General features: G+C 50.0%; 23 protein-coding genes. 2 read left to right on the top strand and 21 right to left on the bottom strand.

Translation table 11 applies throughout. The features are described from left to right. Positions 1 to 131: 131 nt before the first annotated feature. Genes CHB92_RS19275 through CHB92_RS19265 form a run of 3 tightly spaced genes read right to left on the bottom strand, consistent with a single transcriptional unit; the run spans position 132 to position 1,996 of the window. On the bottom strand, positions 132 to 584 hold the full coding sequence (locus CHB92_RS19275; RefSeq protein ID WP_179223112.1) for a DUF6527 family protein: 453 nt from the start codon (positions 582 to 584) through the stop codon (positions 132 to 134). After that, entirely contained in the window at positions 565 to 1,740 is a 1,176-nt protein-coding gene (locus tag CHB92_RS19270; RefSeq protein WP_089320873.1) for a ThiF family adenylyltransferase, read from the bottom strand. Before CHB92_RS19270 ends, CHB92_RS19275 begins: the two co-directional genes overlap by 20 nt. Then, complete coding sequence (locus CHB92_RS19265) at positions 1,715 to 1,996, bottom strand: multiubiquitin domain-containing protein (RefSeq protein WP_089320872.1); 282 nt, start codon at positions 1,994 to 1,996, stop codon at positions 1,715 to 1,717. Before CHB92_RS19265 ends, CHB92_RS19270 begins: the two co-directional genes overlap by 26 nt. Positions 1,997 to 2,098: 102 nt before the next feature. Between CHB92_RS19265 and CHB92_RS19260 the strand changes: the two genes are divergently transcribed. Then, the gene (locus tag CHB92_RS19260; RefSeq protein WP_089320871.1) at positions 2,099 to 3,136 is read left to right on the top strand and encodes a helix-turn-helix transcriptional regulator; all 1,038 of its coding nucleotides are present in this window, start codon (positions 2,099 to 2,101) and stop codon (positions 3,134 to 3,136) included. Between the two features lie 409 nt (positions 3,137 to 3,545). On the opposite strand, the gene CHB92_RS19255 is transcribed toward CHB92_RS19260, so the two are convergent. From CHB92_RS19255 to CHB92_RS19200, 12 genes are all read right to left on the bottom strand, one after another. Continuing rightward, positions 3,546 to 4,199, bottom strand: coding sequence for an HAD family hydrolase (locus CHB92_RS19255; protein WP_089320870.1), 654 nt, complete (start codon positions 4,197 to 4,199; stop codon positions 3,546 to 3,548). Between the two features lie 11 nt (positions 4,200 to 4,210). Further along, positions 4,211 to 4,762: a hypothetical protein gene (locus tag CHB92_RS19250; protein ID WP_106219174.1), complete on the bottom strand. Its 552-nt coding sequence runs from the start codon at positions 4,760 to 4,762 to the stop codon at positions 4,211 to 4,213. A gap of 31 nt (positions 4,763 to 4,793) precedes the next feature. Continuing rightward, a complete protein-coding gene (locus CHB92_RS19245) occupies positions 4,794 to 5,603 on the bottom strand; it encodes a metallophosphoesterase family protein (RefSeq protein ID WP_089320868.1) in 810 nt (269 codons plus the stop codon). Between the two features lie 173 nt (positions 5,604 to 5,776). Continuing rightward, the gene (locus CHB92_RS19240) at positions 5,777 to 6,727 is read right to left on the bottom strand and encodes a phosphatase PAP2 family protein (protein ID WP_089320867.1); all 951 of its coding nucleotides are present in this window, start codon (positions 6,725 to 6,727) and stop codon (positions 5,777 to 5,779) included. A 1-nt stretch (position 6,728) separates the two neighbouring features. Continuing rightward, entirely contained in the window at positions 6,729 to 7,349 is a 621-nt protein-coding gene (locus CHB92_RS19235; protein ID WP_089320866.1) for a sterol desaturase family protein, read from the bottom strand. A gap of 6 nt (positions 7,350 to 7,355) precedes the next feature. Then, positions 7,356 to 7,922: a DUF4833 domain-containing protein gene (locus CHB92_RS19230; protein WP_089320865.1), complete on the bottom strand. Its 567-nt coding sequence runs from the start codon at positions 7,920 to 7,922 to the stop codon at positions 7,356 to 7,358. A gap of 14 nt (positions 7,923 to 7,936) precedes the next feature. After that, positions 7,937 to 8,656: a CDP-alcohol phosphatidyltransferase family protein gene (locus tag CHB92_RS19225; RefSeq protein WP_089320864.1), complete on the bottom strand. Its 720-nt coding sequence runs from the start codon at positions 8,654 to 8,656 to the stop codon at positions 7,937 to 7,939. Between the two features lie 18 nt (positions 8,657 to 8,674). Further along, entirely contained in the window at positions 8,675 to 11,242 is a 2,568-nt protein-coding gene (locus CHB92_RS19220; protein ID WP_245842723.1) for a DUF5686 and carboxypeptidase-like regulatory domain-containing protein, read from the bottom strand. A gap of 28 nt (positions 11,243 to 11,270) precedes the next feature. After that, positions 11,271 to 11,642 (bottom strand): GtrA family protein, encoded by a 372-nt coding sequence (locus CHB92_RS19215; protein WP_089320862.1) that lies wholly within the window; start codon positions 11,640 to 11,642, stop codon positions 11,271 to 11,273. Continuing rightward, positions 11,643 to 12,104, bottom strand: a complete 462-nt coding sequence (locus tag CHB92_RS19210; protein WP_089320861.1) for a phosphatidylglycerophosphatase A family protein — start codon at positions 12,102 to 12,104, stop codon at positions 11,643 to 11,645. Positions 12,105 to 12,115: 11 nt separating this feature from the next. Next, positions 12,116 to 13,444 carry an inositol-3-phosphate synthase gene (locus CHB92_RS19205; protein ID WP_089320860.1) on the bottom strand — a complete coding sequence of 443 codons (1,329 nt, stop codon included), beginning with the start codon at positions 13,442 to 13,444 and terminating at the stop codon, positions 12,116 to 12,118. A 35-nt stretch (positions 13,445 to 13,479) separates the two neighbouring features. Then, positions 13,480 to 14,472, bottom strand: a complete 993-nt coding sequence (locus CHB92_RS19200) for an NAD-dependent epimerase/dehydratase family protein (protein ID WP_089320859.1) — start codon at positions 14,470 to 14,472, stop codon at positions 13,480 to 13,482. 221 nt (positions 14,473 to 14,693) lie between these two features. On the opposite strand from CHB92_RS19200, the gene CHB92_RS26490 reads away from it, so the two are divergent. Further along, positions 14,694 to 15,554: a hypothetical protein gene (locus CHB92_RS26490; RefSeq protein ID WP_373422663.1), complete on the top strand. Its 861-nt coding sequence runs from the start codon at positions 14,694 to 14,696 to the stop codon at positions 15,552 to 15,554. Between the two features lie 13 nt (positions 15,555 to 15,567). On the opposite strand, the gene spt is transcribed toward CHB92_RS26490, so the two are convergent. From spt to CHB92_RS19165, 6 genes are all read right to left on the bottom strand, one after another. Next, on the bottom strand, positions 15,568 to 16,809 hold the full coding sequence (gene spt / locus CHB92_RS19190) for a serine palmitoyltransferase (RefSeq protein ID WP_089320857.1): 1,242 nt from the start codon (positions 16,807 to 16,809) through the stop codon (positions 15,568 to 15,570). Between the two features lie 248 nt (positions 16,810 to 17,057). Further along, positions 17,058 to 17,651 carry a TetR/AcrR family transcriptional regulator gene (locus CHB92_RS19185; RefSeq protein WP_089320856.1) on the bottom strand — a complete coding sequence of 198 codons (594 nt, stop codon included), beginning with the start codon at positions 17,649 to 17,651 and terminating at the stop codon, positions 17,058 to 17,060. A gap of 560 nt (positions 17,652 to 18,211) precedes the next feature. Continuing rightward, positions 18,212 to 19,504, bottom strand: a complete 1,293-nt coding sequence (locus CHB92_RS19180; protein ID WP_089320855.1) for a TolC family protein — start codon at positions 19,502 to 19,504, stop codon at positions 18,212 to 18,214. Between the two features lie 17 nt (positions 19,505 to 19,521). Continuing rightward, entirely contained in the window at positions 19,522 to 22,632 is a 3,111-nt protein-coding gene (locus CHB92_RS19175) for an efflux RND transporter permease subunit (protein ID WP_089320854.1), read from the bottom strand. Between the two features lie 7 nt (positions 22,633 to 22,639). Continuing rightward, complete coding sequence (locus tag CHB92_RS19170) at positions 22,640 to 23,668, bottom strand: efflux RND transporter periplasmic adaptor subunit (RefSeq protein ID WP_165820690.1); 1,029 nt, start codon at positions 23,666 to 23,668, stop codon at positions 22,640 to 22,642. A 100-nt stretch (positions 23,669 to 23,768) separates the two neighbouring features. Next, on the bottom strand, positions 23,769 to 24,362 hold the full coding sequence (locus CHB92_RS19165; RefSeq protein ID WP_089320852.1) for a TetR/AcrR family transcriptional regulator: 594 nt from the start codon (positions 24,360 to 24,362) through the stop codon (positions 23,769 to 23,771). Positions 24,363 to 24,687 lie beyond the last annotated feature (325 nt).

Here is a 24,687-nt window from a genome sequence, read left to right as displayed (position 1 = left end):
ATAATAATTATCATCTCCAGATCTGGCTGTTCTAAAATATTGAAAGAGGTGGGCAATAATATGATCTTATTTCAAACCACTTCAGCCGTTTTTGCTATTCCAGATAGGAGAATCAAGTTTAGTACCAGTGCTTATAAATTAGCAAGCCACTTTTTCAGTTTTCCCCAAATGCCGTTAGCGGAAACATGGCTTTCTTCTTTTGTTTCTTCTACAAGTTTTCTATCTTCTTTACTGGCCGTAGATCTCTTCTTTTCATAATATACAGCCTTTTCAAACCTGTCTTGTTGCTGCCCCTCTTTTATCTCCTTGTTGTTCCATTGGCCAGCCCACCTTATCTTGTTATTTGTTATCCAGTAGTGCGATTTACAGGGAAAGTTCCAGTTGCCTATGGAGGGATAAAGGGAAATCGACTCCCCATCATAAGTCAGCTTCCAGTCTGTAGGTGACAGCGGAGTAGACACCTCCATTCCACAGCCGCAACAGCAGCTGTGTGCTACGGTTCCATAACTAACGGAGATATAAACAACCCCTTCTTCCAGCTTCTCCGGTATGTACTCTACAAACTCATGTCTCACGGTCTTCACTCAGCAGCATGTTTACGTTAATGGAATATGTTGAATGGTGCTCCTGCTCAAAGTCCTGGTAAAACCCGAACAGCTTTTTCCATTTTATCACGGCAAGAGTTGCATTTAAGGCGTTTAAGTCGGCAATTTGAATATTGGTGTTGTATTCATTTTCTGCCTCATCAACCATAGGAATCCGCTTTTTTATATGGTCTCTCTTCTTAGGCGTGCCTGTTGTTACCCTTATATCACCCAACAATGCGTCTTCCACTCTTTGAATGCCTATGCCGACGTCAATGAAAGGAATGTTCCTCTCATACAGATAGTCAATAATCATGGCTTTCACCTCTCCTCTGTCCAGACAAAGGAAAACAAAGTCCATGATTGAAAAAGTCGCAATGTTAGAGGCGTCAACGTAGTGGCTATGGGCAATGATATTTCGGTGCATGTTTGAGTAGATCTCCCTGAAATAGTCTACCTTTTTCACGCGCTCCATCAGCTTCTCAACAGACGGTGCTCCGGGAGCCCGGAAAGCATTGTGCTGCAGCAAAGTGTCCCCATCAAAAAGGTGAACTGCTTCAACCGGTGTTTTAGCAACGAGATCCAGTATATAGGAACCCGTACCCCCTAGTCCCACTATACCTACTTTCAGGCCTTTGAGCTTGGCGGATACCGTGTCTATCCTGGCTCTTGCAGAATTACTGTCGGAATACTTGAAGACTGCCTCTGGGCCTTCAACTGTAACCACTTTGTAAGTCCTTGCAGTCACAGTATCATCCACTGAGACTGCAGGGGCAGACAAAATGTTTACATAGGTGCTCATCTTATCATAATAGTCAGCATATCCTTGAGCAGGCTTGCTGGACAAGTAGTGATTTGCTACAACTTCGCCGATAAGCGGATAACTACCGGAAGAATTGATGATGTGGTCCATTCTCCGCCTGTCCTTGTGGCAAGGGGCCTCGCCTACAAAGTAAGCCACGTGCGTATCCGGCTTGAATGTCATTTCCCCAGCAAGGGTTAAGGTAGATACAAGTATGCCGTATTTTACCTCTCCTGAGGAATTCAGGTAGGGTACATGGTGCACCAACAAATACCCACCTTGAACCTCCATTTCAAAGCCTTCATCCCAAAGGCGTTTGAGATCGGAGCTACGATTTATTAGTTGCTGAGACATTGAATATCATCCCTTCTTTTACTTTCACAACATCTCCTGCATCCATAGACCCCTCGGGCTTGTTTCCTTCACCTCTTTTGTAAGTGACTGTGTAGGCTGTGTTGGGGTTTTGAGGGGTTGCTCCATAGGCAAGCACAATTACTTCGTTGAAGGAGATCTCTTTCCCCTTGAATGTCCTTGGCCTTCCCGCTACGATAATGTTGTACTCCTTATTTTGGCCTGGAGCGTCATTCTTGCTTTGTTCTGTGTTGTTCATAATGTTATCTTTTTCTTTGATGTTGACCCAAAGGTAAAACAGGTGAACGCAGCCTATTTGCGTTCACCTGTTTTTTTGTATCTTTCTCAAAAATAAATTTTTATGCCGCAAAGTAAGAACTCGCTCGTACGCATGCAGGTGATTGATGAGTGTCTGAGAAGTAGGACTAAAAAGTACTGGTCCAAACGTGAGTTAATTGAACGGATTGGAGAAGCAAAGGACATCAGGGTAAGCAGGAGAACCTTAGATTACGACATTTACCAAATGCGCTATTGTTCGCAGCTTAATTATAATGCGCCTATTGAGTACCTAAAGAAAGAAGACGGGTACTTTTACACGGACCCCAGTTTCTCGATAGAGAAGCTTCCCTTGAATGAGGTAGAGATCAATGCACTCGCTATGGCCGCCGCTACACTGGGGCAGTACAAACATGTGGGGGTACTGAGTGAATTCTCCTCTACTATTGACAAGGTGATAACCTTAGTGAAGAACCTAAAGCAGGAGGGGAACAGTGATGGCTTTAGCTTTATTGACTTTGAAAAGGCTCCTTATTCAAAAGGAAATGAACACCTTGATTTACTTATTGATGCTATTCGAAACAAGAAAGTTGTGAGGCTCTCTTATTTAAAGTTTGACGACAGCATCCCAAAGCCTCGTACACTCAGCCCTTATCTACTCAAAGAATACCGCAACAGGTGGTATTTGCTTGGCCTGCAGCATGAGAACGGGCAGTTAAGAAAGTTTGGGCTTGACCGTATTTGCAGCCTAGAGCTTTCGCAAAATGGTAATTATCAGAAAGCAATAGACCTCAATCCAGAACTTTATTTCAAAAACGCTATTGGAATATCGTTTGAGGGAGACAAAGTGGAAGAGGTCATACTTTCTTTCTTGCCACACGACGGCAACTATGTTAAAACGCAGCACCTTCACAGCTCGCAGGAGACGCTGATTGATGACGAAAATGAGCTGATGGTAAAGCTTAGTGTCGTGATTAACTATGAGCTGATCTCCACTATATTAAGCTTTGGGAAAGGTGTAAGGGTGATAAGCCCTATGCTTCTGAGGCAGCAAATAGCCGATATACTGACAGAGTGCTGCCAGTTTTATAAGGCTGTCAGTAAAGAGGAAAAAGCCAATTAATCTTAGCATGTCGGATAAAAGCCTCTTATGTCGGTTAAATGTCGGATAAACCACTTTGCTCCATAGAACAGTACCTAAAAGGCAAGTGCTTTAGTGTCTGTCTACTTAACATAAGGTAAATTATAAGACAATTTATATATAGGGATGTTATTCATAAATAATTTACCGTATGTTAGATAAGAGGGATGAGGTTGGAAATAGCAGACTTGTGAAGTTTCCCCCTAGCAATTGCTTTTCCTGATTATCGTTCCTTTTCCACATGAGAGACAGACTTAGCACTGTTTCCAGTAAGGATAGATGACTTGAATTATCAAAATTTAATTTAAAACCTCTAAGCTTTATGACTGCCAGATGCTTGGCTACTCTCTGTATTCGTGTTGTTTAATTAGCGCTTACATTAGTACAGTCCTTAATCTAGCAAGGTCTTCTCTGCTATTTTGTCAACCCTGACCCATTTCATGCCTGCGGCTTCGGCGGCTTTTACACCAGGGTCTCCGTCTTCGAAAACAAGACAAGCTTCTGGACTGACGCCCAGCTTTTCGGCAGCCAACAGAAACGGATCGGGATAAGGCTTTCCATTAAGTGTTTCACCGGCACAAACCAGCACTTCCACCAAGCTGTCCACCCGCAGCACCTGCAGCGTTTTCTCTATCATCTTCCTGGATCCTCCGGACACCACACCTATCTTTATTTTCCCGGCGTGTGCAATTAGGTGGTCCACCACAAACTGCACAGGCTTTGTCTGCTCAATAAACTCCTCGTAGAACAGCTCCGACTTTAGCCGCTCAAATTCTATAGGATCAAAGTTACTGCCGTACCTGGCATTTATCTGCTCCACCACCGCAGGGATGGGCAGCCCGGCAAACTCATCTACAATGGCAGGGTCGAGCACCACGCCACTGCCGGCGGCTATTTTGACATAGGTGTCTTTATGCGCCTGCATGTTATCTGCCAGCGTGCCATCGCAGTCGTACAGAAAGGCTTTATACTTTCCGGTGCTGCGCTGCAGCAGCGCTTGCATGGCCCGCTCATACTCTAAGGGTTCACTTTTACCTATGCTCATGTGTCAGTTTTTTACAAAGATACTTTTACACCCAAAGCCAGGTGGAAAATTTTGCCCGGTCCTAAATAGCCGGGGTTTTGAAGGTACGAAATAAGGTATTTGCCTATGGTGCCCACTTCATAGTACAGCCCCAGCCTCTCCAGGCCCTCTACCCTTGCCAGGTCCAGCTCGCCTCCCATAAAGTAGTACAGGTGCAAGGCCGTGGAGAAGCCATAGTAGCCCTTGGGGTACTGGTCGCGGGGCTCAATACCGAAGTAGTCGTCACCGAACGTATAGCCAAGTTGCAGGCCGGTTCTGAAGGGCTGCCAGTCGAGCATCGCCAGCGGAATGTCCTGAAACGGAATATACGTCGCTTTCAAGGCTGCCGTAAGGATCTGCTCACCGCCAACACTTGCAGGGAGATAGCCCAAAAAGAGATCTGTTTCCAGCTTCTCCTGCAAATGCTCCCTGCCAAAGCCAACAGCAACCAAACCGATGTCGCCGGCAAACTGTGTTTTGAGGTAGTAGGGCGAGCGCTCCACCTCTTGACCGTGAACCTTGCCCGGCACCTGTAGCAGTAGCACGGTTGCTAGTAGTATAAAAGCCGCTCTCACCTTAGTAATGCATCCGTTGAATTTTGAACCCATCTGACCAGATTTTAATGTAGGAGAAACCCCTGTTGTTCATAGAGGTCGTGATTTGATAAGTGATGTTGCCTTCTTCCGGTTGATAGAACTCCCAGTTGTGCTCATGGCCGTGGAGGCTCAACTGCACGCGCCCGCTTTGCTCGAGTGCCTGCTGGAGCGGAAGACGCAATTTGCCGTCATAGTCACTGCCGAACGGTGACATGTGCGAGAAGATGACCGCCTGCTCCCAGGTATCCTCAGGTGTGGGTGTAAGTTGCTGTTGCAGCCAGCCAACATCGGGTACTTTGCCGTTAAAGCGGTACTCGCGGCCATTTGTATCGATGAAGATGAACTTTACCTTTCCGTACACAAAAGCATAGTTCAGGTCGCCGTACATCTGCTGGTAAACGTCCCTGCCGTTAGACATCATGTCGTGGTTTCCGATCACGGTCAGGTAAGGCACAGGGAGCCTTTTCAAAATGTCATGCACCCACCTGAACTCTTTGGCGAGCCCAAAGTCGGAAATATCCCCCTGGTGCACCACAAAGTCAACCCCCTCCATCGCGCTGGCCGCCTTTACAAAGTCTTCCGCATCATCATAAAAGCGTTGCGTATCCCCCATCACAATAAGCCGGAGGGTATCGCCGGGCGTCTGCTGCTGAATGCGGCTGATGTTCCGCTTGGTCAGGTTCTTTTCGCTTTCCCGCAGACGTATTTGGTTCGGGTGGTACTCAAACAAGTCCTCACAGGCAGTCAGGAGCAACACAGGAAACAGGAGAAGTATATGAATCTTTCTCATGAGTTAAAGTATTTTGGTGAAACAGAAAACCAGAACGACCAGACCATAAAAGGATTATAGTCGAAATCTGGAGAGACAAACGCACCCGCTCAGAAAGAGGGCCAGGCGGTACAGAAAGTACCATTACTCTTGCGTTTAAGATGAAGTTTGTGAAGCTGCCTTAGCTCCCCCTGCTATCGCACAGCCGCGACCAGCCTTTCTACTGCCCGGCTTAGGGCCGTATCCTGATTGATCAGCCAGTTGAAAAGCAGGATACCTGTGGTGGCGCAGGTAATGCCTGCCAATACATCCAGCACATAGTGGTGCGAAGTATAAACGGCCGCAAACCAGATACCTACTGTAACAATCCCAAAGACAACCTTCGCAGCTATACTTAAGTTGTTTCTCAGGGCATAGTAAAGCACGATCAGCGGATAGGCCGAGTGCAGGGACGGCATGGCCGCGAACACGTTGGAGCCTTTCGCATAGAGGGCGTTAAAAATGGTAATACCGAAAAAACCGTCGAACCGGGATAAACCTGCTGTATTGCCAGGGGTTTTGGCGATAAAATCAAACCCGTGCAGCTGTACGTACCAAGGAGGGGCCGCCGGGTAAAGGTAATACACGACAAAGCCCAGTAGGTTTACCAGCAAAAAGGTCAGCAGAAAATAAATAAACTGCCTCCTGTTTCTGAAAAACCAGAAGAAGGCAAAGCCAATCGGCACCGGAATCCAGGTCAGGTAAAAGGCCCCGCTCATCACATCCAGGAACGGGTGGCTGTGCTGCAGCCAGAATTCATTTGGCGTAAGTATAGCCCCGCCGCTCTCCACACCAAACCATGCTTTCTCCGCCATGTACAGGCTCTCGATGTGCACCGGGTTAAACCAGTAGTTCGGGAAAGCCTTCATGTAATCATATAGGATCCAGAACACGATAAAAATGGAGAAACCCGTAATAAACTTCCGCGTGATGGGCGTAAGGAAGTACAGCAGGTTTACGAGCCCCACCAACACCAGCTGGTCCGTTTTGAAACCAACCAGCAGGTAAGACAACAGCAGGTACCCAACGGATAGCGCCGCCAGCACCAACACAGCCTTTCGGGTAATGCCTTTCTTCTCCCCTGCCGCCGTAGCCGTTACACTCATATTACTTTTTGTCAAAATCGGATCTAAAAATTTTGTCCCACAACGAGGAGCTTACCCCGTAGCCTTTGCTTGGATCGGCGTAGTGGTGCAGCATGTGGTGCTTCTTCAGTTTCTTCCAGAAGGAGCCTTTAAAGTTAAAGTGGTGCAGGGCGTAGTGGAAGATGTCGTAAAACAGATAGCCCGTCAGGAAGGCGGCAAAAAACGCGTACAGCGGACCTCCAGACAGCACAAGCGAGAACAACAGGTACAGGATAGTGGCCATCGGAATGCTGGCGGAAGGCGGCATCACCAGCCTCTTCGCATCGTTCGGGTAGTCGTGGTGCACACCGTGGAAGATAAAGTGCAGGCGCAAAGCCCACTTCGCCTTCGGCACAAAATGGAATACAAAACGATGCAGCACGTACTCCGTCAGCGTCCAGATAAACAGGCCCAGCGCGGCGTAGCCCAGAAAACCCAGCAGGCTCAGTTGCGCCACAAACAGGGCCTGCCAGCTCAGGAAAAGTATAACGGGTATATAAATGTACAGCGGAACCGTGTAATGTACTTTGGACAGAGCCTCCATCCAGTCATACTTAAACATCCTTACCGACCCCTGCGAATTCGATACAAACTGCTTTTTCATAAAAGATTACGGTTTAAAACGTCCTGCCAAGGCTTTACCGGTTACGGCGTCCCTGCCTTTCAGCTCTACATACAGCACATTGGGCACCCAGAATGTACCGCCTTCTATGCGGACAAACACACGGTCCAGAATAGCCTCTTTCTGGTTGATGGTGGTGTACACATTGTACTTGCTATCCGGACCTTTGCGCAGGCGTAGCACAAGCTTGGAGTAGCAAACGAACCGGAGCTCGTAAGAATCTGTACCCGTTTTCTTGGTGTTGAGGCCGTAGGCAAATTTGCGTTGGATATAGTTCAGCTCCTTTTGCGCACCGTCTTCAGCATACCTGATCCAGAATGGGTGGATCGGGTCTTTTTCGTCGAGAGAGCCCTGCGCCGTCTTGTTCAGCTCATAAACTACGGTGTTGCTGTTCGGGTCACGCTGCACGAAAAACTTCATGTCCTTCACGTTCTTCGGTACAGGCAGCGTATCAGGGGCAGCCGCTGGCTTCCCCCCCGGCAGCATACCGGCCTGTGCACTCCCCAGGCTGGTGTAAAGTAGTGCTACAAGCACTATAAAAAATATGCGTCTCACGTTCTGCTTTATACTTATGCGGTTTTCATCTCCTTCTGCTGCATCGCCTTCTTCGCATCCATCAGCCTGTTAACGGCAGTGATGTTTGTCAGTACGGCCATCACGGTGATCGGCAGGGTAAACACTGACATGGTTTCGAACACATGGAACGGAATGCCCTCCACGTATACTTTATAGTCAGCACCCACAAAGGAGTAGGTGATACCGCAAGCAATAGCCGACAGCCCAATCAGCACGACCCTCTCCGGGCGCTGCATCAGGCCGCCCTTGCACTCCACTCCCAGGCCTTCGGCCCGTGCCCTGGTATAGCTCACCATCATGGAGCCGATCAGAGCAATAAAGGCAAAAAGGGAACTCAACAGGTAATGGTGGGCAATCAGGTAATAGCAGATGCCCATGAACATAATCATCTCGCTGTAGCGGTCGAGCACCGAGTCGTACATGGCCCCGAAGGTGGAGCCCATGTTTCCCAGCCGGGCCACCTGCCCGTCCAGCATGTCGAACACGCCGGCAAACAGCACCAGCCCCCCGGCCCAGCCCACGTACTCGAGCTCGCCGCGGTTGCTCACTTCGCCGCCCACTATAAAAATAGCAGCCACCCCGATGTTCAGGATCAGGCCAGTGGTAGTTACCGCGTTAGGGGTAAAGCCTACCTTTATCAGTAACCGCACCATGGGGTTTATGACCTTGTATATACCCTGCTGCAGGGCATCACGAAGCGCATTTTTGTCCATACTTAACCTGCTATGAATTTAAAAATCAAACTTAAATCTTCCTCTAATACCAATGTCAGAAACGTTCGGGTGGTCCAGATAAGACAGGCGTTTCACCAGGTCTACCCTAAAGAAGTTAAAGATATTGCCGATGCCGACGCTGGCTTCCATATAAGGCTTGTTCTCCAGCGTGTACGTCGCCTGCCGCCCGTCGTCAAACGTCGGGAAACGCAGCAGGTCTGGGTCGCCCTGCGGCATGTTTTCGCTGCGAACCTTGCCGTACAGCGCCTTAAAGGTAACAAACTCCCGTAGCTTCGTTTTCTTGAGCAGCGGTATTTTGTTAAAGATAAAGCCGTTGAAGGTATGGTCGATGTGCACGCTCGCGTACTGGTCGCTGACAAACTCCAGGAAGTTCATCAGGTTGTAGGACTGCAACTGGTACGAATAGGTCTGGTTGGCGCGGTGAATCATCAGCAGCGGAAAAGGTACCTGCCCGAAAGTATAACCGCCTTCGGTTACCACATCGGAATAGCCCAGCTGCGACATGTAAAAGCGCTTGTACACGTTCAGGGCAACTTTCTGATACTCATACTCGCTATCGAACAGGTCTTTTATACCGGCCGCTGCCCGTAAGGTAAACACCGGGTAGCGGTTGGCAACCGGCGTGCGATACAGCTTACCCTGGAAGAACTGCTCGTTTGGTGCCCAACGCAGCTCAAGCGACGCCTCCGACGTTACCAGGTTTTGCACATCCAGCGGCTCCATTTCGCCCGACGCTGTTTCCACATTGCGCACGTACTGCAGCGATCCTGCTGTTGCCTGCCGCCAGTTCTTGAAGCCAATCCTGTAGGAGAAGTGGTTCTCGAACTCGTGCAGGTAGTTAAGACTATAGGTCTCGTTGTAGAGCCATTTGTCGTTTTCGCCCCGCTTAAAGGAAAGCAGGAAGTTATCCTCCTGCACAAACTGCAGCTCCTGGCCGGGGATGTTGGTGTCTTTCTGGTAGCTTGCGCTGATAGACCGCACCGGAAACTCATAGATAGACCTGTCGGTGAGCGAATAGCTGCCGCCCAGGTAGTACTTCCACTTCTCATCTTTAAACCCGTAGGCGGCATAGGTCTCCAGCATGTACTTCTTGCTGAATGTGGTGGTGGTGCGGCCGCCAAAGCGCAGGCGGAACCCCTCTACCGGGTTAAAGCTGTAGAACGTGTTCAGAGGGCCAATCTCGATGTTCGGCCCCAGGCGCTTGTAGCCGGCAATCAGGGCAGTGGCCCAATCCATGGTCCGCTGAAACGACTTCATGTTCACCAGGCTGTCGATGTTGGTATAGGTTTTGGCCTCCACGGCTGTAAGGGAATCGTGGCGGCTGGCCTGCCAGAAGCTCTCGTCTTTGGCAATGGCACTCTCCACGCGCACCACGGCTTCGCCTTCGTACAGGGAAGCAGGCTGTGGCTCGTTCACCTTAAAGTCTTTGTATGATACAACACGCTCACCGTACATACCGGCATCGCTGTTCTGCGTAAGCCCGAAGTCGGTTTTGATCACGCTCTTGCTCAGATGGTAGCGCCCGTCCGGGTTCTTCTCGAAATCAAGGTTGATCTTCAGGTCGCGCACCCAGTTGATGCTCACGCTCTTTGCCACCTCCATCTCCACGCTCTGCACGGCATAGGTGCCGTCAATCGTCACAAGCAGCTTGCCCGTAAACATAAAGGCGGCAGGGTTGCGCGGCTCGAACCGAAGCTCTGCCAGCTTTCTGCCACTCTCCGTCGTGACGGTGTCTGTGAGGTAAAACTTATAGAAAGTAGGGGCCATATCGGCGATAGGGCTCAGGAACTGGTTCGTCAGGATCGTGATGTTGTTGTCGTAGATGTCGATATCCTGGTACATGTGCTGCATGTAAGAGGTAAAGCCCTTGTTGTCGATAAACTCACCGAAATCAACTTTCTTCTCGGCCTTCACAATCGTTTTTCTGGTCTCCGGGGCCTTGCGGTAATAATGCTCCGCCAGCTGCTCCTGCACAAAAAACGGCAACAGCGCCTTGCCCTCCAGCACGGTGGTGTCGAGGTTGCTGGTAATGAAGTCATACTTGCGCAGGAAGATGTTTCTTTTCAGCTTCTCCGGCGTGTTCACCAGTGACATCTGCGTTTTTTCGTACTCCTCGTACTGCACATAGTCGTAGTGCTCCGGCCGGTTCTGCTCCTTGTGGTCCACGATCTCCCGGATCAGGTCCACGGCCGGATTGTTCTTGTTGCTGTACTTCACCTTACGCTTCTTGCCAACCACGACCACCTCACTCAGCTGCTTGGCGCCGGTTTTAAGCTTCACGTCCAGCGTTTGCTCCTGCCCGGGCGACACACCCAGTGTTACGGTCTCGTATCCTAAATAAGAAAATTGTACCTTGTTTATAGGTTGATTTGTTTTAATGAGGTAGTTGCCTTCAAAGTCGGTGCTGGTACCGATGCTGGTGCCCGGCACAAAAACCGACACCCCGATAAGCGCCTCATTCGAAACAGCATCCCTTACAGTGCCTTTTACAGTTGTAACGGCACCCTGTGCCATTACGGCGGTCGCATTTACACCTGAAACCACCAGTAACAGCGATAAAAGCAACCCGTTTATATATAGCTTATATATATTCCTACTTGAATACATATCGTTTTTGAATTAAATAGTTATAGAAAAAACCGACAAGCACGGACGTAATAACCTTGGAGTAGACATAGCTACCCCCTCCGTAATGCGTTATCACATACACGCCCGATGCATTAAGCAACAGGCTGCCGTTCCAGACCAGGAAATACTTGATTGCTTGTGCCGGTATAGTTTTGTCTGCAGCATGAAACACCCAAGTTCTGCCCAGGGTGAAATGTGTTACACCACCTGATACAGTGCCCACTGTGGTGCCGGCCAAATACCAGAAGCCGCACAGTTCCACCATGATGATTGTCACCAGAAAATCGACAGCAGACGCTACCAGAGAGGCAGCCTGCGCCTTCAGGAAGGTGAACATTTAAAAAACCTTGTAGTATAAAAGTATCTGTAAAATTAAGTTCGCGTAAACGCCCGCCAATACGTCGTCCAGCATTACGCCTAGGCCTCCTTCCACACTCTCCAGCCTTCTTATAAAAAGCGGCTTTGCAATATCAAAGAACCTGAACAGGACCAAGCCTGCGCACAGGTACTGCAGCGTGACAGGTATAAACAACATGCTGATGCACATGCCCGCCACCTCGTCTATCACCACTTTTTTGTCGTCTTTGCCCCACAGCGGCTCAACCTCCGTGGCGGACCAGACGCCTACCCCCGTCAACAACAGCGTTATGATAGGGAGCCAAAGCACAAGCTGGCTCCCACCAGCCCATTGCGCGGCATACAGGCAAAGGCAAACGGCCACAGCGGCTACCGTACCTCCTCCCTTTCCTATGTAGCCGATGCCCAGGCTGGTGGAAACTAGTTTGTGTATTCTAATCACTAATCGATCTGTTAAAGCTCTTCCTCTACAAAGTCTTCGTAATAGTCAAGGCCCAGGTGCGTAATCAGGTCCTCTCCCATCATGTGGCGAAGCGTGTTCTGCAGTTTAATCAGCTGCTTAAAGATGTCATGCTCCGGACGAAGGCCTTCTGCCGTTTGTGGCGACTTGTAGTAGAACGACAGCCACTCCTGGATTCCGCTCATGCCGGCACGCTGTGCCAGGTCAGTAAACAGGGCCAGGTCCAGCACGATAGGCGCTGCCAGGATAGAGTCACGGCACAGGAAGTTGATCTTGATCTGCATCTGGTAGCCCAGCCAGCCGAAGATGTCGATGTTGTCCCAGCTCTCTTTGTTGTCACCGTGAGGAGGGTAGTAGTTGATGCGGATCTTGTGGTAGATGTCGCCGTACAGCTCCGGGTTGTCGTCTGGGTGCAGGATATCTTCCAGTACCCCCAGTTTGGAAACTTCCTTGGTTTTAAAGTTATCCGGATCGTCGAGGACCAGGCCGTCGCGGTTACCCAGGATGTTGGACGAGAACCAGCCGTTGATGCCCAGCGCACGCGCTTGGAGGCCTGGAGCCACGATGGTTTTCATCAGCGTCTGGCCTGTTTTGAAGTCTTTACCGGAAATGGCTACGCCGTTCTCTTTGGCAAGCTCTACGATAGCGGGTATGTCAACTGTCAGGTTCGGCGCACCATTGGCGAAAGGTACACCCAGTTTCACAGCAGCATAGGCATAAATCATGCTAGGCGCAATGCGTGGATCATTGTTGCGAAGGCCCTCTTCAAATGCAGCTACGGTTCTGTGCACATCGCTTATTTCCGTATATACTTCCGTAGATCCGCACCACACGATCACCAGGCGGTCGCAACCGTTCACTTCCTTGAAGTTGCGCATATCGTCCATCAGCGCTTCGGCCAGTTCATACTTGGTTGCTGCTAATTTCACGTTAGTACCATCTAGGTTGCGGGCATAGGATTTATCGAAAACCGCTTTCATCGGCTTTATAGCTTCCAGCTCCGGCTTGATGGAATGCAGCAGCATCGGTTCCAGCACCTTGGCGTTTGCAGCGGCTTCAAACACATTGTCTTCATACACGTCCCAGCCACCAAAAACGATATCGTTCAGGTTTGCCAGCGGCACAAAATCCTTGATCAGCGGGTTGCGGTTTTCCGTTCTCTTACCCAAACGGATGTTGCCCATCTGAGAGAGTGAGCCGATTGGCTGTGACATTCCTTTACGGATAGCCTCTACCCCAGCTATAAACGTGGTGGCAACTGCTCCCAGTCCTGGAAGCAGAATACCCAGGCGCCCTTCGGCGTTTTTTACTTTATATTTCATCTTATGTACTTGTGTCTTAATTTTTGTGCTCTTATCTATAACCACTTATTCTCTTTGTACCACTTTAAAGTCTGCGCCAGGCCTTTCTCCAGGTCATACTCAGGCACATAGCCCAGGTCGGACCTTATTTTCTCGATGCTGCAGTTCCAGTTCTCGGCAGCCAGCTCGCTTAGTTTTTCCCTGTTGAGGGCGGGCATGGCTTTGCTGGAAGCATACAGGGTCTCCAGCAGGTTGGCTATCAGTGTAGCCACCCCCAGCGGCAGATGCACCTTGACCGCCTTCTTGCCCAGGATCTGCTTGGCGGCGGTGGCCAGGGCGTAACGGTCGTAGCTGTTGCCGTCGGACACGTTGTAGCTGACCCCGCTTATACTTGTACCGAGCGCCTGCATCACCGCTTTTGCCAGGTCCTTCACATACACAAAGCTTAGCCACTGCGGCTTGTTGCTGATGTAAGGCTCCAGCCCCAGGTTCAGGGTCTTGAGAACGATGAAAATATCTTTCTCCCGCGGACCATACACTGCTGTCGGGCGCAGCACGACCAGAGGCAGATCCTTTAACTCCGCCAGGTACTGCTCGGCCAGGAGCTTGCTTTTGCCATAGGCCGTTACCGGCTGTGCCTTGCTCTGCTCCTGTATGGGCGCTACCTCCTGGTAAGGGATAGGCCCCAGCGCGGCCAGGCTACTGATAAACACAAACTTCTTCAGCGGTATGTCCGCCATTGCCGCCGCCGATGCCAGGTTCCGGGTATAGACCGCGTTGATGTTCACGTAGTCCTGCGGGTGCTTTGCCTTGGTGGTGCCTGCCGCATGGATGATGTAACGGTACTGCTTCTCTTCCAGCTCCTTTACCAGCGCGCTGGTATCCTGAAAGTCGAGGGAAGTGTAGTGTACGCCAAACCCCTCCAGATGAGCCACCTCGCTGGAAGCACGTACAGCCGCATACACGTCCATACCTGCCTGCAGCGCCGCCTCTATCAGGTGGTAGCCCACAAAACCACTTGCCCCCGTTATCAATACCCGCTCTTTCATAGCGCCTTCTCAAAAATCCTGTACTTCTTGTAAGGCCTGGCTCCCATCTTAAGTAACCCCTGGTTCATCATCACATTGTTTTCGAGTATCCAGGAGGCCTCTGCCGATTGCATCTTCTTCTCGCGGTGCTTCTGCATGGCCGCTCCGTAGAACACCGCCTCAATGCCTAGCTTCCGGTAGCCTTCCACCACGCCGAGGGCGATTATCCGCACAGCGTTTATCTGCTTACGCTGCGTCAGCAGTTTAAATATGCCCGTAGGCAGCAGGCGTCCTCTTTTGATCTTCTTCAGGATCTGGTTAATATCCGGTATAGCCAGCGAGAAACCGATTATCTTGCCCTCGTGCTCCGCTACCAGGCAAAAATCTGGGTCCACGATCAGTTTGAGGTCCTTGGCCATATAGTCAAACTCCTTCGGCGTCATCGGCACGAAGCCCAGGTTCTTGTCCCAGGCGGAGTTGTAGATCTCCCGCAGTTTCTCTGCTTCCTGCTTATAGTTTTTCAGGCTAATGGGCCTGATGGTAATTCCTTTCTGCTCCAGCCTCGCCCGGATTACCTTCGACAGCCGGTAAGGCTTATCGTTGTAACCATCGGCCCCAAACTGGTAGGCCAGCAGGTCCACCTTCTTCTGAAAGCCCAAGTTTTCCAGCAGCGTTATGTAATAAGGGTAATTGTAGGGCATCATGGCCGCCGGCGAACTGTCAAATCCTTCCACCAGCATGCCGCAGGTTTCGTTGGTAGAGAAGCTGACCGGACCGATCATGGTCTTAGCCCCTTTTTCCGTGAGCCACTGGCGCACCTCCTGAAAAAGCAGGTTTGCCACTTCCCCATCCTTCACGCAGTCAAAGAATCCGAAGAAGCCATCCTTTGCATTGTTAAAGGTATTATGGTTGTTGTTGAGGATGGCGGCAATCCGTCCTACAACATTTCCATCCTGGTAGGCCAGGTACAGCTGCAGCGTAGAGTGCTCATGGAAGGGATGTTTCCCCGGCGTGAGCAGGTCTTTTTGCGCAATATAAAGCTCCGGCACGTAATGCGGGTCGTCCTTGTACAGCGCATGCGGAAAGTCAATAAAGGCTTTTAGCTGCCGCTTTGTCTCAACTCGCAGTACTTGCTTCATAGGATGCATTTCTGGTATTAATCCCCAAGAGCTTAAAGGCATCCGCTAATTTAGCAGCAGCTTCCTCTATATGGCCGAAGGTATGCGTTGCCATCACTGACAGGCGTATCAAGGTAGAATCGGCAGGCACGGCAGGCGCCACTACCGGGTTCACGAAGATGCCGTTATCCTGCAGCACCTTCGTTACCAGGAAAGTCTTGTAGTTGTCCCGCACATAGATGGGGATGATGGGTGTTTCTGTGGGTCCGAGCTCCAGCCCTGCTGCACGAAGCAACTTCATGGCGTAGTTCGTATTCGCCCACAGTTGCTCTATCCGCTCCGGCTCGCTCTGGATCACATCCAGGGCAGCCAGGGTGCTGGCAACAGAGCCCGGCGACATGCTGGCACTGAAAATCAGGGAGCGGGCATGGTGCTTCAGGTACAGAATGGTGTCGTGGTCGCCGGCAATAAAACCGCCCAGCGAGGCCAGAGACTTGCTAAAGGTACCCATGATCAGATCCACTTGGTCTGTTAAACCAAAATGAGAGGCGGTACCGGCTCCTCGCTCACCAATTACACCCAGGCCATGGGCATCGTCCACCATGATGCTGCCGCCGTAGCGCTCGGCCAGGGCCACCAGTTCCGGAAGCTTCACAATGTCTCCTTCCATACTAAAGACACCATCCACCACAATGAGCTTCAGGGCATCGGCAGGCAGCTTGCTGAGTTTCTGCTCCAGGTCCTGCATGTCGTTATGCTTGTACTTGATTACCTTGGAGAAAGAGAGACGGCTGCCATCGAAAATAGAGGCATGGTTATATTCGTCCAGCACGATATAGTCGTTGCGGCCAGTGAGGCTGGATATAACCCCCAGGTTTACCTGAAAGCCCGTGCTAAACACCAGTGCGGCGTCTTTTCCTACATACTCAGCCAGCCTTCGCTCCAGCTCCAGATGTATGTCGAGTGTACCATTCAGGAACCGGGAACCGGCGCAGCCTGTACCGTACTGCTCCACCGCCTGTATGGCGGCTTCCTTTACTTTGGGGTGATTAGTAAGTCCCAGATAGGCGTTCGACCCAAACATTAAAACCTTTCTGCCCTCTATGATCACTTCCGTATCCTGCGCAGATTCAATGGCCCTGAAATAGGGATAAGCCCCCTGCGCCTGTGCCCGCTCTGCAGCCAGTTGCGCTGCGCTTTTTTCGCGGGCGAGGATTCTCTGACGAAGTATATTATTCATCTGTTGTATTTAAAGTAAGCGATAGAACTCTTCTTCTACTTTCAGTTTAGAGATTCATTGGATAAAACAAGTTAAGATTTGTTATATACAAACAAACTTTAGCACTAAGTAATATTTTCACCTCTCTGTGTTTTGTTAGTCCTAAACATAGAGAGCTAACTAAACCCGCGTCATCGCTATATCTATCAACCATCACGTTGCCATGGGAGACTAAAAAAGCAAGACGAACTAAAGTTATTACAATCAGGTCACGCCTTCAGGCCATGCATCAGAATACTGTGGATCGTCCCCATCCTGCCTTCAAAGTCCGTAAGCTTGTTCTCGATCAGCAGACCGATTTCGATTCCTTTGAAAGCACATACCAAGGCAAACGCGACAGCATCCACATCATCGGCCGTGTAGTGCGAAAGCTCTCCCCGCTCCAGCCCAAACTTGAGAATGTTGCGCACCATGCTGATTTCCCGGGCCTCGTACCTCCTCTTCAGCTCCATGATGTGGTGAATGTTCGCTTCAACTTCCCCGCGGATGACGTTGAAGAGGTTGGCATTTTTCTGTATGGCCCGGAACTTGGTGATACCAATGGCCATCAGCTTTTCCTCGGCTGTCTGCGCTTTGGCTACTTCTCCGCTCGTAACACGGAACACCTCTTCCATCTCACGCGTCACCACACTGTCAAAGATCTGCTCCTTGCTTTTATAGTAATAGTAAAGCGTGCTTTTCCCTTTCCCTGCGGCCTTCGCTATGTCCTCCATGGTAGTTTTACTCCAGCCAAAGCGGATGAATAGCTTTTGAGCCTCGTTCAGAATCTCCGTTTTAATACACTCGTCTTTATTATCGCTCATACCTAATAGACCAAAATCGTATTATGGTCCAAAGGTACAACATTTAATAATTAATTAACATAAGCTTGGTAGTAATTAGAGACTGCTTTATTTATTCATTGGGCTACAAAGGGAATTCATCAGAACCTGGCTTCGTCATTTTCTCGCCATAGTGCTGCTATGCCACTTAAAAGGAGCCTTGCCAGAGCCCGAAAGTCCTCCTATTCGCTGCCAACAATAATATTAAAAACAGCCTCTGAGAAATGTAATGATAAGTTACAGTTGCAGATAAACCATTTACTAACTTATGTGTTAGAGGGAAGTTCTTTAGAAACAGACATGAACTCCCTCACCAAGCTGCTAAACTTTGTCTAAGCGTGTTGTTAACCCACTTCAAGTGATTCGCGTCCTCATTGCTTCAAGGTAAGCATCTTTTATCTGTCTGAGTTTCTTCTGCCATAATGCCTGTGCAGATCCTTCCTATTAATAGCTTTTAAATGCACGTCGTCTCTATGAAGAGTTCTTCAATTTAATTGTTAGTAAACCCACTGTCATATATTTGCATGAGATACGGGCTTATGCTACCTCTGCCCCGAGGATATTCCACTCGCATAGGCGTAGCTCTCCTTCTTTAGCTGGAAGTTAGCGTAAGCTCTGGCCAGGGCGCTGGCAGCTTCCTGGTACAAAGCCTGCGCATCCATTACCTCTGTTACACTTGCCAAGCCACTGGCATAGTTGTCCTGGCTTACTTGCAGGTTGCTGCTGGCCTGCTCCAGGTTTTCTTGCGCAAAGGCAATTTCCTTGCGGCTATCCACCAGATCATACCAGGCTTTGGTAATTCCCACCTTCAGCTGATCGCTTACGCTTTCAAAGTTATTTTTCGCTTTCTGCTCACTGATAGCACGCTGCTTCATTTTATGTTTGCCCTCACTCCACCAATCGCTGATAGGGATGCTGACCATGCCAAACGAGAGAGGAACAAACGTGCTGCCGATCCCCCTGTCCAGCACGCCGGCCTGCGCCGCATTCACTCCTATGGAAACAGTGGGCATATAATCTGCTTTGGTGAGCCTTGTTTGCAGCCGCTCACCCTCCAGCATCTTCTGCAAAAGCTGGTAGTTACTGTTCTCCACCAGCGATGTGTCCGGCCCAAGGCTGTACAAAGGTGGTAACACGTCTGTCGCCAATGTATCCTGCATCACAAGAGATGAATCGTATGGTATACCAACATACAGGCTGAAGTCGAGCAGCGCTATCTTCTTACCACTCTCCAACTGGCTTTTATTCAGCAACAGGCGGCTTCGTTGCACCTTTACTTTCAGCAGGTCATTGCGGGCTATCAGGCCGGAAGCCAACAGGTCGTTCTGCTGCTTTAAGAGCGTATCCAACAGGCGCTCATTCGCTTCCAGCACCTTGTGCTGTTCCTGCAGGTTTACCAGGTTCCAGTATTTCTGGGCAGTAATCAATAGTACAGAGTCAACCGACTGCTGGGCGCGTAGCTTATTTACCTGCAGCTGCAGCTCCGCCAGCTCGTTATAGCTTTTGATTTTGCCGCCTGTATACAAAGGCTGTACAGCTGCCACACCAGCCATGTAAAAGTTATTGATACCTTCTGGCAGCATTTCTGGCATAGCAGGCACCAAGTCCTTGAAGCCATACACACCAACGCCAGTAACGTCTACCGAGGGCAAATGAGCTGCTTTTGCAATTTTTATACCTGCTTCAGCCGACTCGATGTCCAGCTCACTGTTCTGGATGGCTTTGCTGTATTTAAGCGCAGCCTCTTTACTTTGCTGCAGACTAATGGTGTGGGGCTGCTGGGCATAGCTGCTGTACCCGATGAGCAGCAGTATAGTATATATGAAAAACCTCATAGCTGAAAATAGTATACTTAAACTGTAGGTGTTAAACCCTTCTCTTGATGTGCTGCCTCATTGTCTTCTTTTCTGAAGAACAACCAGTAAAGGGTGGGCAGCACGAATAGCGTCAGCAGCATTGAAACAAGCAAACCAAAGCAAATAACGGTTCCCAGCGGCCCCCAAAGCGTTGAGCGACTCAAAATCATGGGGATAACTCCAACTGCGGCCGCCGATGAGGTGAGGAAGATGGGACGCATACGGCGCTCCGACGCTACACGAGCCGCCTCTTTCACCGACAAACCCTCCTTTTCACGAAGCTCATCGGCAAAGTCTATCAATATGATGCCGTTCCGTACCACTATACCGCACAAAGCCAGTAAACCCAGAAAAGACGTGAAGCCGAAGGGGTACTGCATCAGCATGAGCCCGAAAGCAGCGCCCAGTATGCTAAGTGGCATGGTGATGAGGCTGAGCAGCGCATGTTTGATGCGCTTGAAATGCCAGACCAGGATAAGGAAAATGACCACGACGCTCATCAGTAGCGACAGCCCCATCGGGGTGAGGTTCTCTTCCTGCATCTCCAGTTCTCCGCCATAGCTGATGCGCACTCCTTCAGGCAGCTTCAGACTTTCTATTTCAGGGCGCATCTCTCCCAGCAGGTTGTTGGCAACCGCGTCCTGCACCATGTCCATTCTGACGGTGAGCGTGCGGACGCCATTGCGGTGTGCGATCTGGCCCTGGTGCCACACCGGTGAAATATCTGCCACCTGCCGCAGCGGCACTACCGTTTGCGACTGCTGAACCGGGACACGCGTTTCCAGCAGGGCGCCCGTGTTATTTCTGGCCGTTTCATATGTCTTGACTAAAACATCCAGCGGATAGCTGCCTTCCCACACCTGCGTGGCTGGCAGGCCCTGCATATTCATGGCGACTACATTGGCGATGTCCTCCTTGCTTAGGCCCAGTCTGGCTGCTTCGGTATTCTTGACATTCAGCTGGATGCCTTCCTTCATTTCCTCGTAATCTGTCCTGACCCAGGTAATGCCCGGCTGGTGCTGCCCTATCTGCATCACCTGGTCGCCTACCTGTTTCAATGCTGTCAGATCTTGGCCTGAAATGCGTACTTCGATGGGTGCCGGTGCACTTACCATGTTCAGCTGTTTCATGCGCACATAGGCATCCGGGAAAAAGTTGCTGTATTTTGTTGCGTACTCGGCCAACACCTCTTCGGTGGTTTCTGCTGTAGTGGTGTTGATGAGCACCTGCGCATAGTTCTCCGCTGGCAAGTTAGGGGCGTAAAGCGTATGGAAACGTGGCGATGACGTACCTATAAAGCTGGTGTAGGAGACAATGCGCTCGTCCTGTGCCATTATTCCTTCCATCTTTTTCACAACACTGTCCGTCTGCTGCAGGTTATAGCCATTGGGCAGGTAAATCTCCATGGCAAACTGGTTCCGCTCTACTTTAGGGAATAGCTGCTGCGGCAGGAGCGCCATCAGTACAACCCCGATCACAAAGGCAAGGATCCCGAAAATGGTGGTGAGCACAGGATGGTTGATGGCATTGCTGATATGGCGGTTGAACACACGCTGCAGCCTATCCAGCATAGACTCTTTTTCCTTTGTTTCGCCGGGCAGGTGCAGTCCTTTTTTAATGAAAAGGGTATTGAAGTACGGCACCAGCAGCATCGAAATAATGAGCGAAAGCGAGAGTGCAATAATGATAGTATAAGGAAACATGCCGACAAAATCGGCGGCTACACCTGACATGAAGAACATGAGCGGCGCAAAGGTGGCGGCAATGGCCAGCGTTGCCGTGAACACAGAGGGAAACAGTTCCACCGCACTGCTTCTGGCAGCCTCCCAGACAGACATGCCCTGGTCCAGTTTCTCCACGTGGTTGTCGATAACCACAATAGGGTCGTCTACCACAATACCCAGTACAATGATCAGGGCTGCCAGTGTCACCGTGTTCAGCTCATACCCCAGCAGGTACATAATGGCCAGGGTAGCGGCAATGGTGATGGGAATAGTAGCAGCCGCCACAGAGGCTACCCTAAAAGGCAGCAGCAGGAGGGCCACTATAATCACCCCAATCAGGGCATAACCGAATTCTTTCATAAAATGGGCTATAGACTCATCCACCACCTCTGGCTGGTTGGCAAGCTTGGTGATGTGAATGTCGGGGGGCAAGTTGCGCTCAATTAGCTGCAGGCGCTCCTCTACTTCTTCCCCAAAATGCACGATGTTCCTGCCTGCTGCCATTTCCATGGAAATGATGATGGCCTTGGTTCCATTGGCCGTCACGTATGATTCCGGTTCGCCATACTCCCTTTTGATGGTTGCAATATCCCGCAGACGTATGACATTTCCGTTCGGGTCACTTCGGATGATCTGGTCAGCCAGGTCTGCCTCTGTTTTGAAGAAGGATGTCAAGTGAATGGGACGGTCTATCACCTTTCCCTCCAGAGTTCCTGCCGGGTTAATGGCCCCCTCCCGCTGCAGGGCCTGCATCAGTGACCCGGAGGTTATGCCATAGTTGATGAGCTTGCTGTTGTCTACATAAATGCTGATCTGCTCATTCAAAGTACCGACCCGGGTAATCTTCGCCAGGCTTTCAATCCCCCGCAGCTCATCTTCTATTTCCTCTACATGCTGCTGTAAATCTTTGTAGGGCCGGGTTTCAGACTCAACAGCCAACAGAACGGCGGAGGTGCTGCCGAAGTCGCTGTTTACAAACAGGCCCCGCACCTCCTTCGGCAGTTGGGCCTGCAGCAAGGGCATGCCGTTCTTTAGCTTATTCCAGAAGTCTCTGGTGTTGGTGTCATTTACCCGCGCCGCCACTTCCACGTAAACGTACATCATGCCATCGCGGGAGTAGGAATAGGTCTTGGTCTTATCCACTTCGTTGAAGCTAAACAGGTACTCTTCCACCTTTTTGGTGAGCTGCTGCTCTACCTGCTCTGAGGAAGCCCCCGGGTAAATTCCTACCACAACGCCCTGGCGAATGGTGAATTCGGGAAACTCATTCCGGGGCATGTTAAAGAGCGCGTATATGCCGAGCATCACCAGTACGGCTGCCAAAGTGAGCGGAAGGGCTTTGTTCTGCATCGCCCATTCCACAATGTTGCTTTTTCCTTTCATGTGCTGTTTATCGGATGATTTGAATGGGACTGTTGTCGGCAAGCTTATGGTAGCCGGATACAATCAAGGTTTCGGAGCCTTGCAAGCCTTCTGTCACCTCAATGCCGCTGTTATACAAATTTCCGGTGCGCACGTTTTTGCGGATGGCTTTCTGCCCATCCGGGCTGGCGACATATACAAAATTCTGCCCGTTCAACTCAGCCTGAACTGCCTGAACCGGCACAATGATCTGTCTGCTGCCTGTTGCGTCGGCCGCTTCGCCCTTTTTGTTTTCAAAAACTACCGTGCCTACCATTCCTGGCTTTAGCTGCTCCTCCGGGTTGGGCAGGCTGATTTTAACAGTATAGTTGGGAGTGCCCGCTGCTGCAAGCACAGCCACTTCATCCACTGTTCCTGTCCTCTTTTCACCTCCCGATGCCTGCACCTGCACGGTGGCTGTATCGCCTTGCGCATAGGAGTTGACTTCAGCTTCAGGCACCGGCACTTCCACAACTACCGGCGAAATATCCACAATCTCAACTACCGGCACACCCGGACTTGCCAGCGAACCGACCTCCACATATTTGGACCCGATATACCCGCTCTGGGGCGCATACAACTTTGTGTGAGCAATATTCTGGTAAGTGGCTCTGGCCGCCGCCTGTGCCTGCTCAAACTGAGACCTGGCCTGCAGCATATTGATTTCCGCGATACTGCCTTTGCTGTACACTTCTGCCACACGCTTATAGTTCTCTTCCGCCAGCCGCAGCTGCGCCAGCTGGGCCTCATACTGGCGGCGGTAGGTAGTTTCATCGAGGGTTGCAAGCAGCTGTCCTTTCTTCACATACTGCCCTTGCTCCACCGGTATTGATACCACGTTTCCAGACACCATGAAACTCAGCCGAACCGCCTTGGATGGCCTGACAGTGCCGGTGTACTGTATGGAACCGCCTTGTGCCTGCGCAGTGGCTAACGCCAGAGTTTCTACTCTTACAGGCTGCAACACCTTCTCTGTCTGCGCTTCATCACTGCAGGACGAACTCAGTATTGTTAGCAACAGACCAGCTGCAAAAGGTAGTTTTGAACAATGCATAGGGTTATCAGATTTAAACGTTTGCACACTTTTAGTATTTTTGTCGAACTTTAAGAAAAAAAAATCATTGCAGGCCTTTGATGAGGATGTCAATAAGCCATTTTAGCCGGTTTCCCAAACCAGTCATTCTGTTATTGATAAAGATTTCCTGTTCAAAGCTTCTCAACGCTATTACTATCATTTCTGTCAAAAGATTCAGATCTTCTTTACTCAACTTTGCTATTTCCCCTCTTTCCATGCCGGTAAGCAGCAGGCTCCGCACCACTTCAGACTCTTCCCGAAGCAGTACTCTGCCAAGTTGCCTAATCAAGCCCTCCTGCTCTCTAAGATCTCTTAAAATTCCCTCGTATTCAGCAGCTAAGGCCTTCAAGCCATCTAACTTACTGGCATTGTACACCAGGAGGTTATCTGCCAAGGATGCATTTGGGTGGATTTGCTCCTTGGCCTGCTGGATAATTTCAGTGAATTCACCGATTGCGAATGCTTCAAAAACCTCTTTTTTGTTCTTGAAGTAATGATATATCGTGCTACGGCCTTTCGCGGCAGCCTTTGAAATATCATCCATGGAAACCTTGGTATACCCGTACCGCCTGAAAACCTGTTTGCTGGCTTTCACGATGCCGGCTTTTACCACATCATAATTTGCATTAGTTTTCATTCGACAAAATTATCCTTTATGTCTAATAAAAACAATTTTGAAATAGATGGTATTACGGAAAATTTCAAATAACGCTCTAAAAATTAAACCGGTGTCAGAAGCTGTAATTCTCCACTTTAGGCCAGTCATAAAAATGGGAGGATGTCAAACAGAAGGAAGTCGACATAAGGAACGGGGCGAGCGTTACGGGTCTTTTTCGAAAAAGAAAGTATAGCTTCGGTAGCTGCAAGGATAATAGACTACCTGCTACTTTCAGTACCGCCAAAGAAAATGTTCTATAAAGCTGTAGACTTTGTGCAGGCAAGTAAGCATTAAGTGGGATAAA

It is taken from the genome of Pontibacter ummariensis, from assembly GCF_900188175.1.
GTDB lineage: Bacteria > Bacteroidota > Bacteroidia > Cytophagales > Hymenobacteraceae > Pontibacter > Pontibacter ummariensis.
Note: the sequence above shows the minus strand (reverse complement) of the source record. Positions and strands in the feature narration are given on the sequence as shown.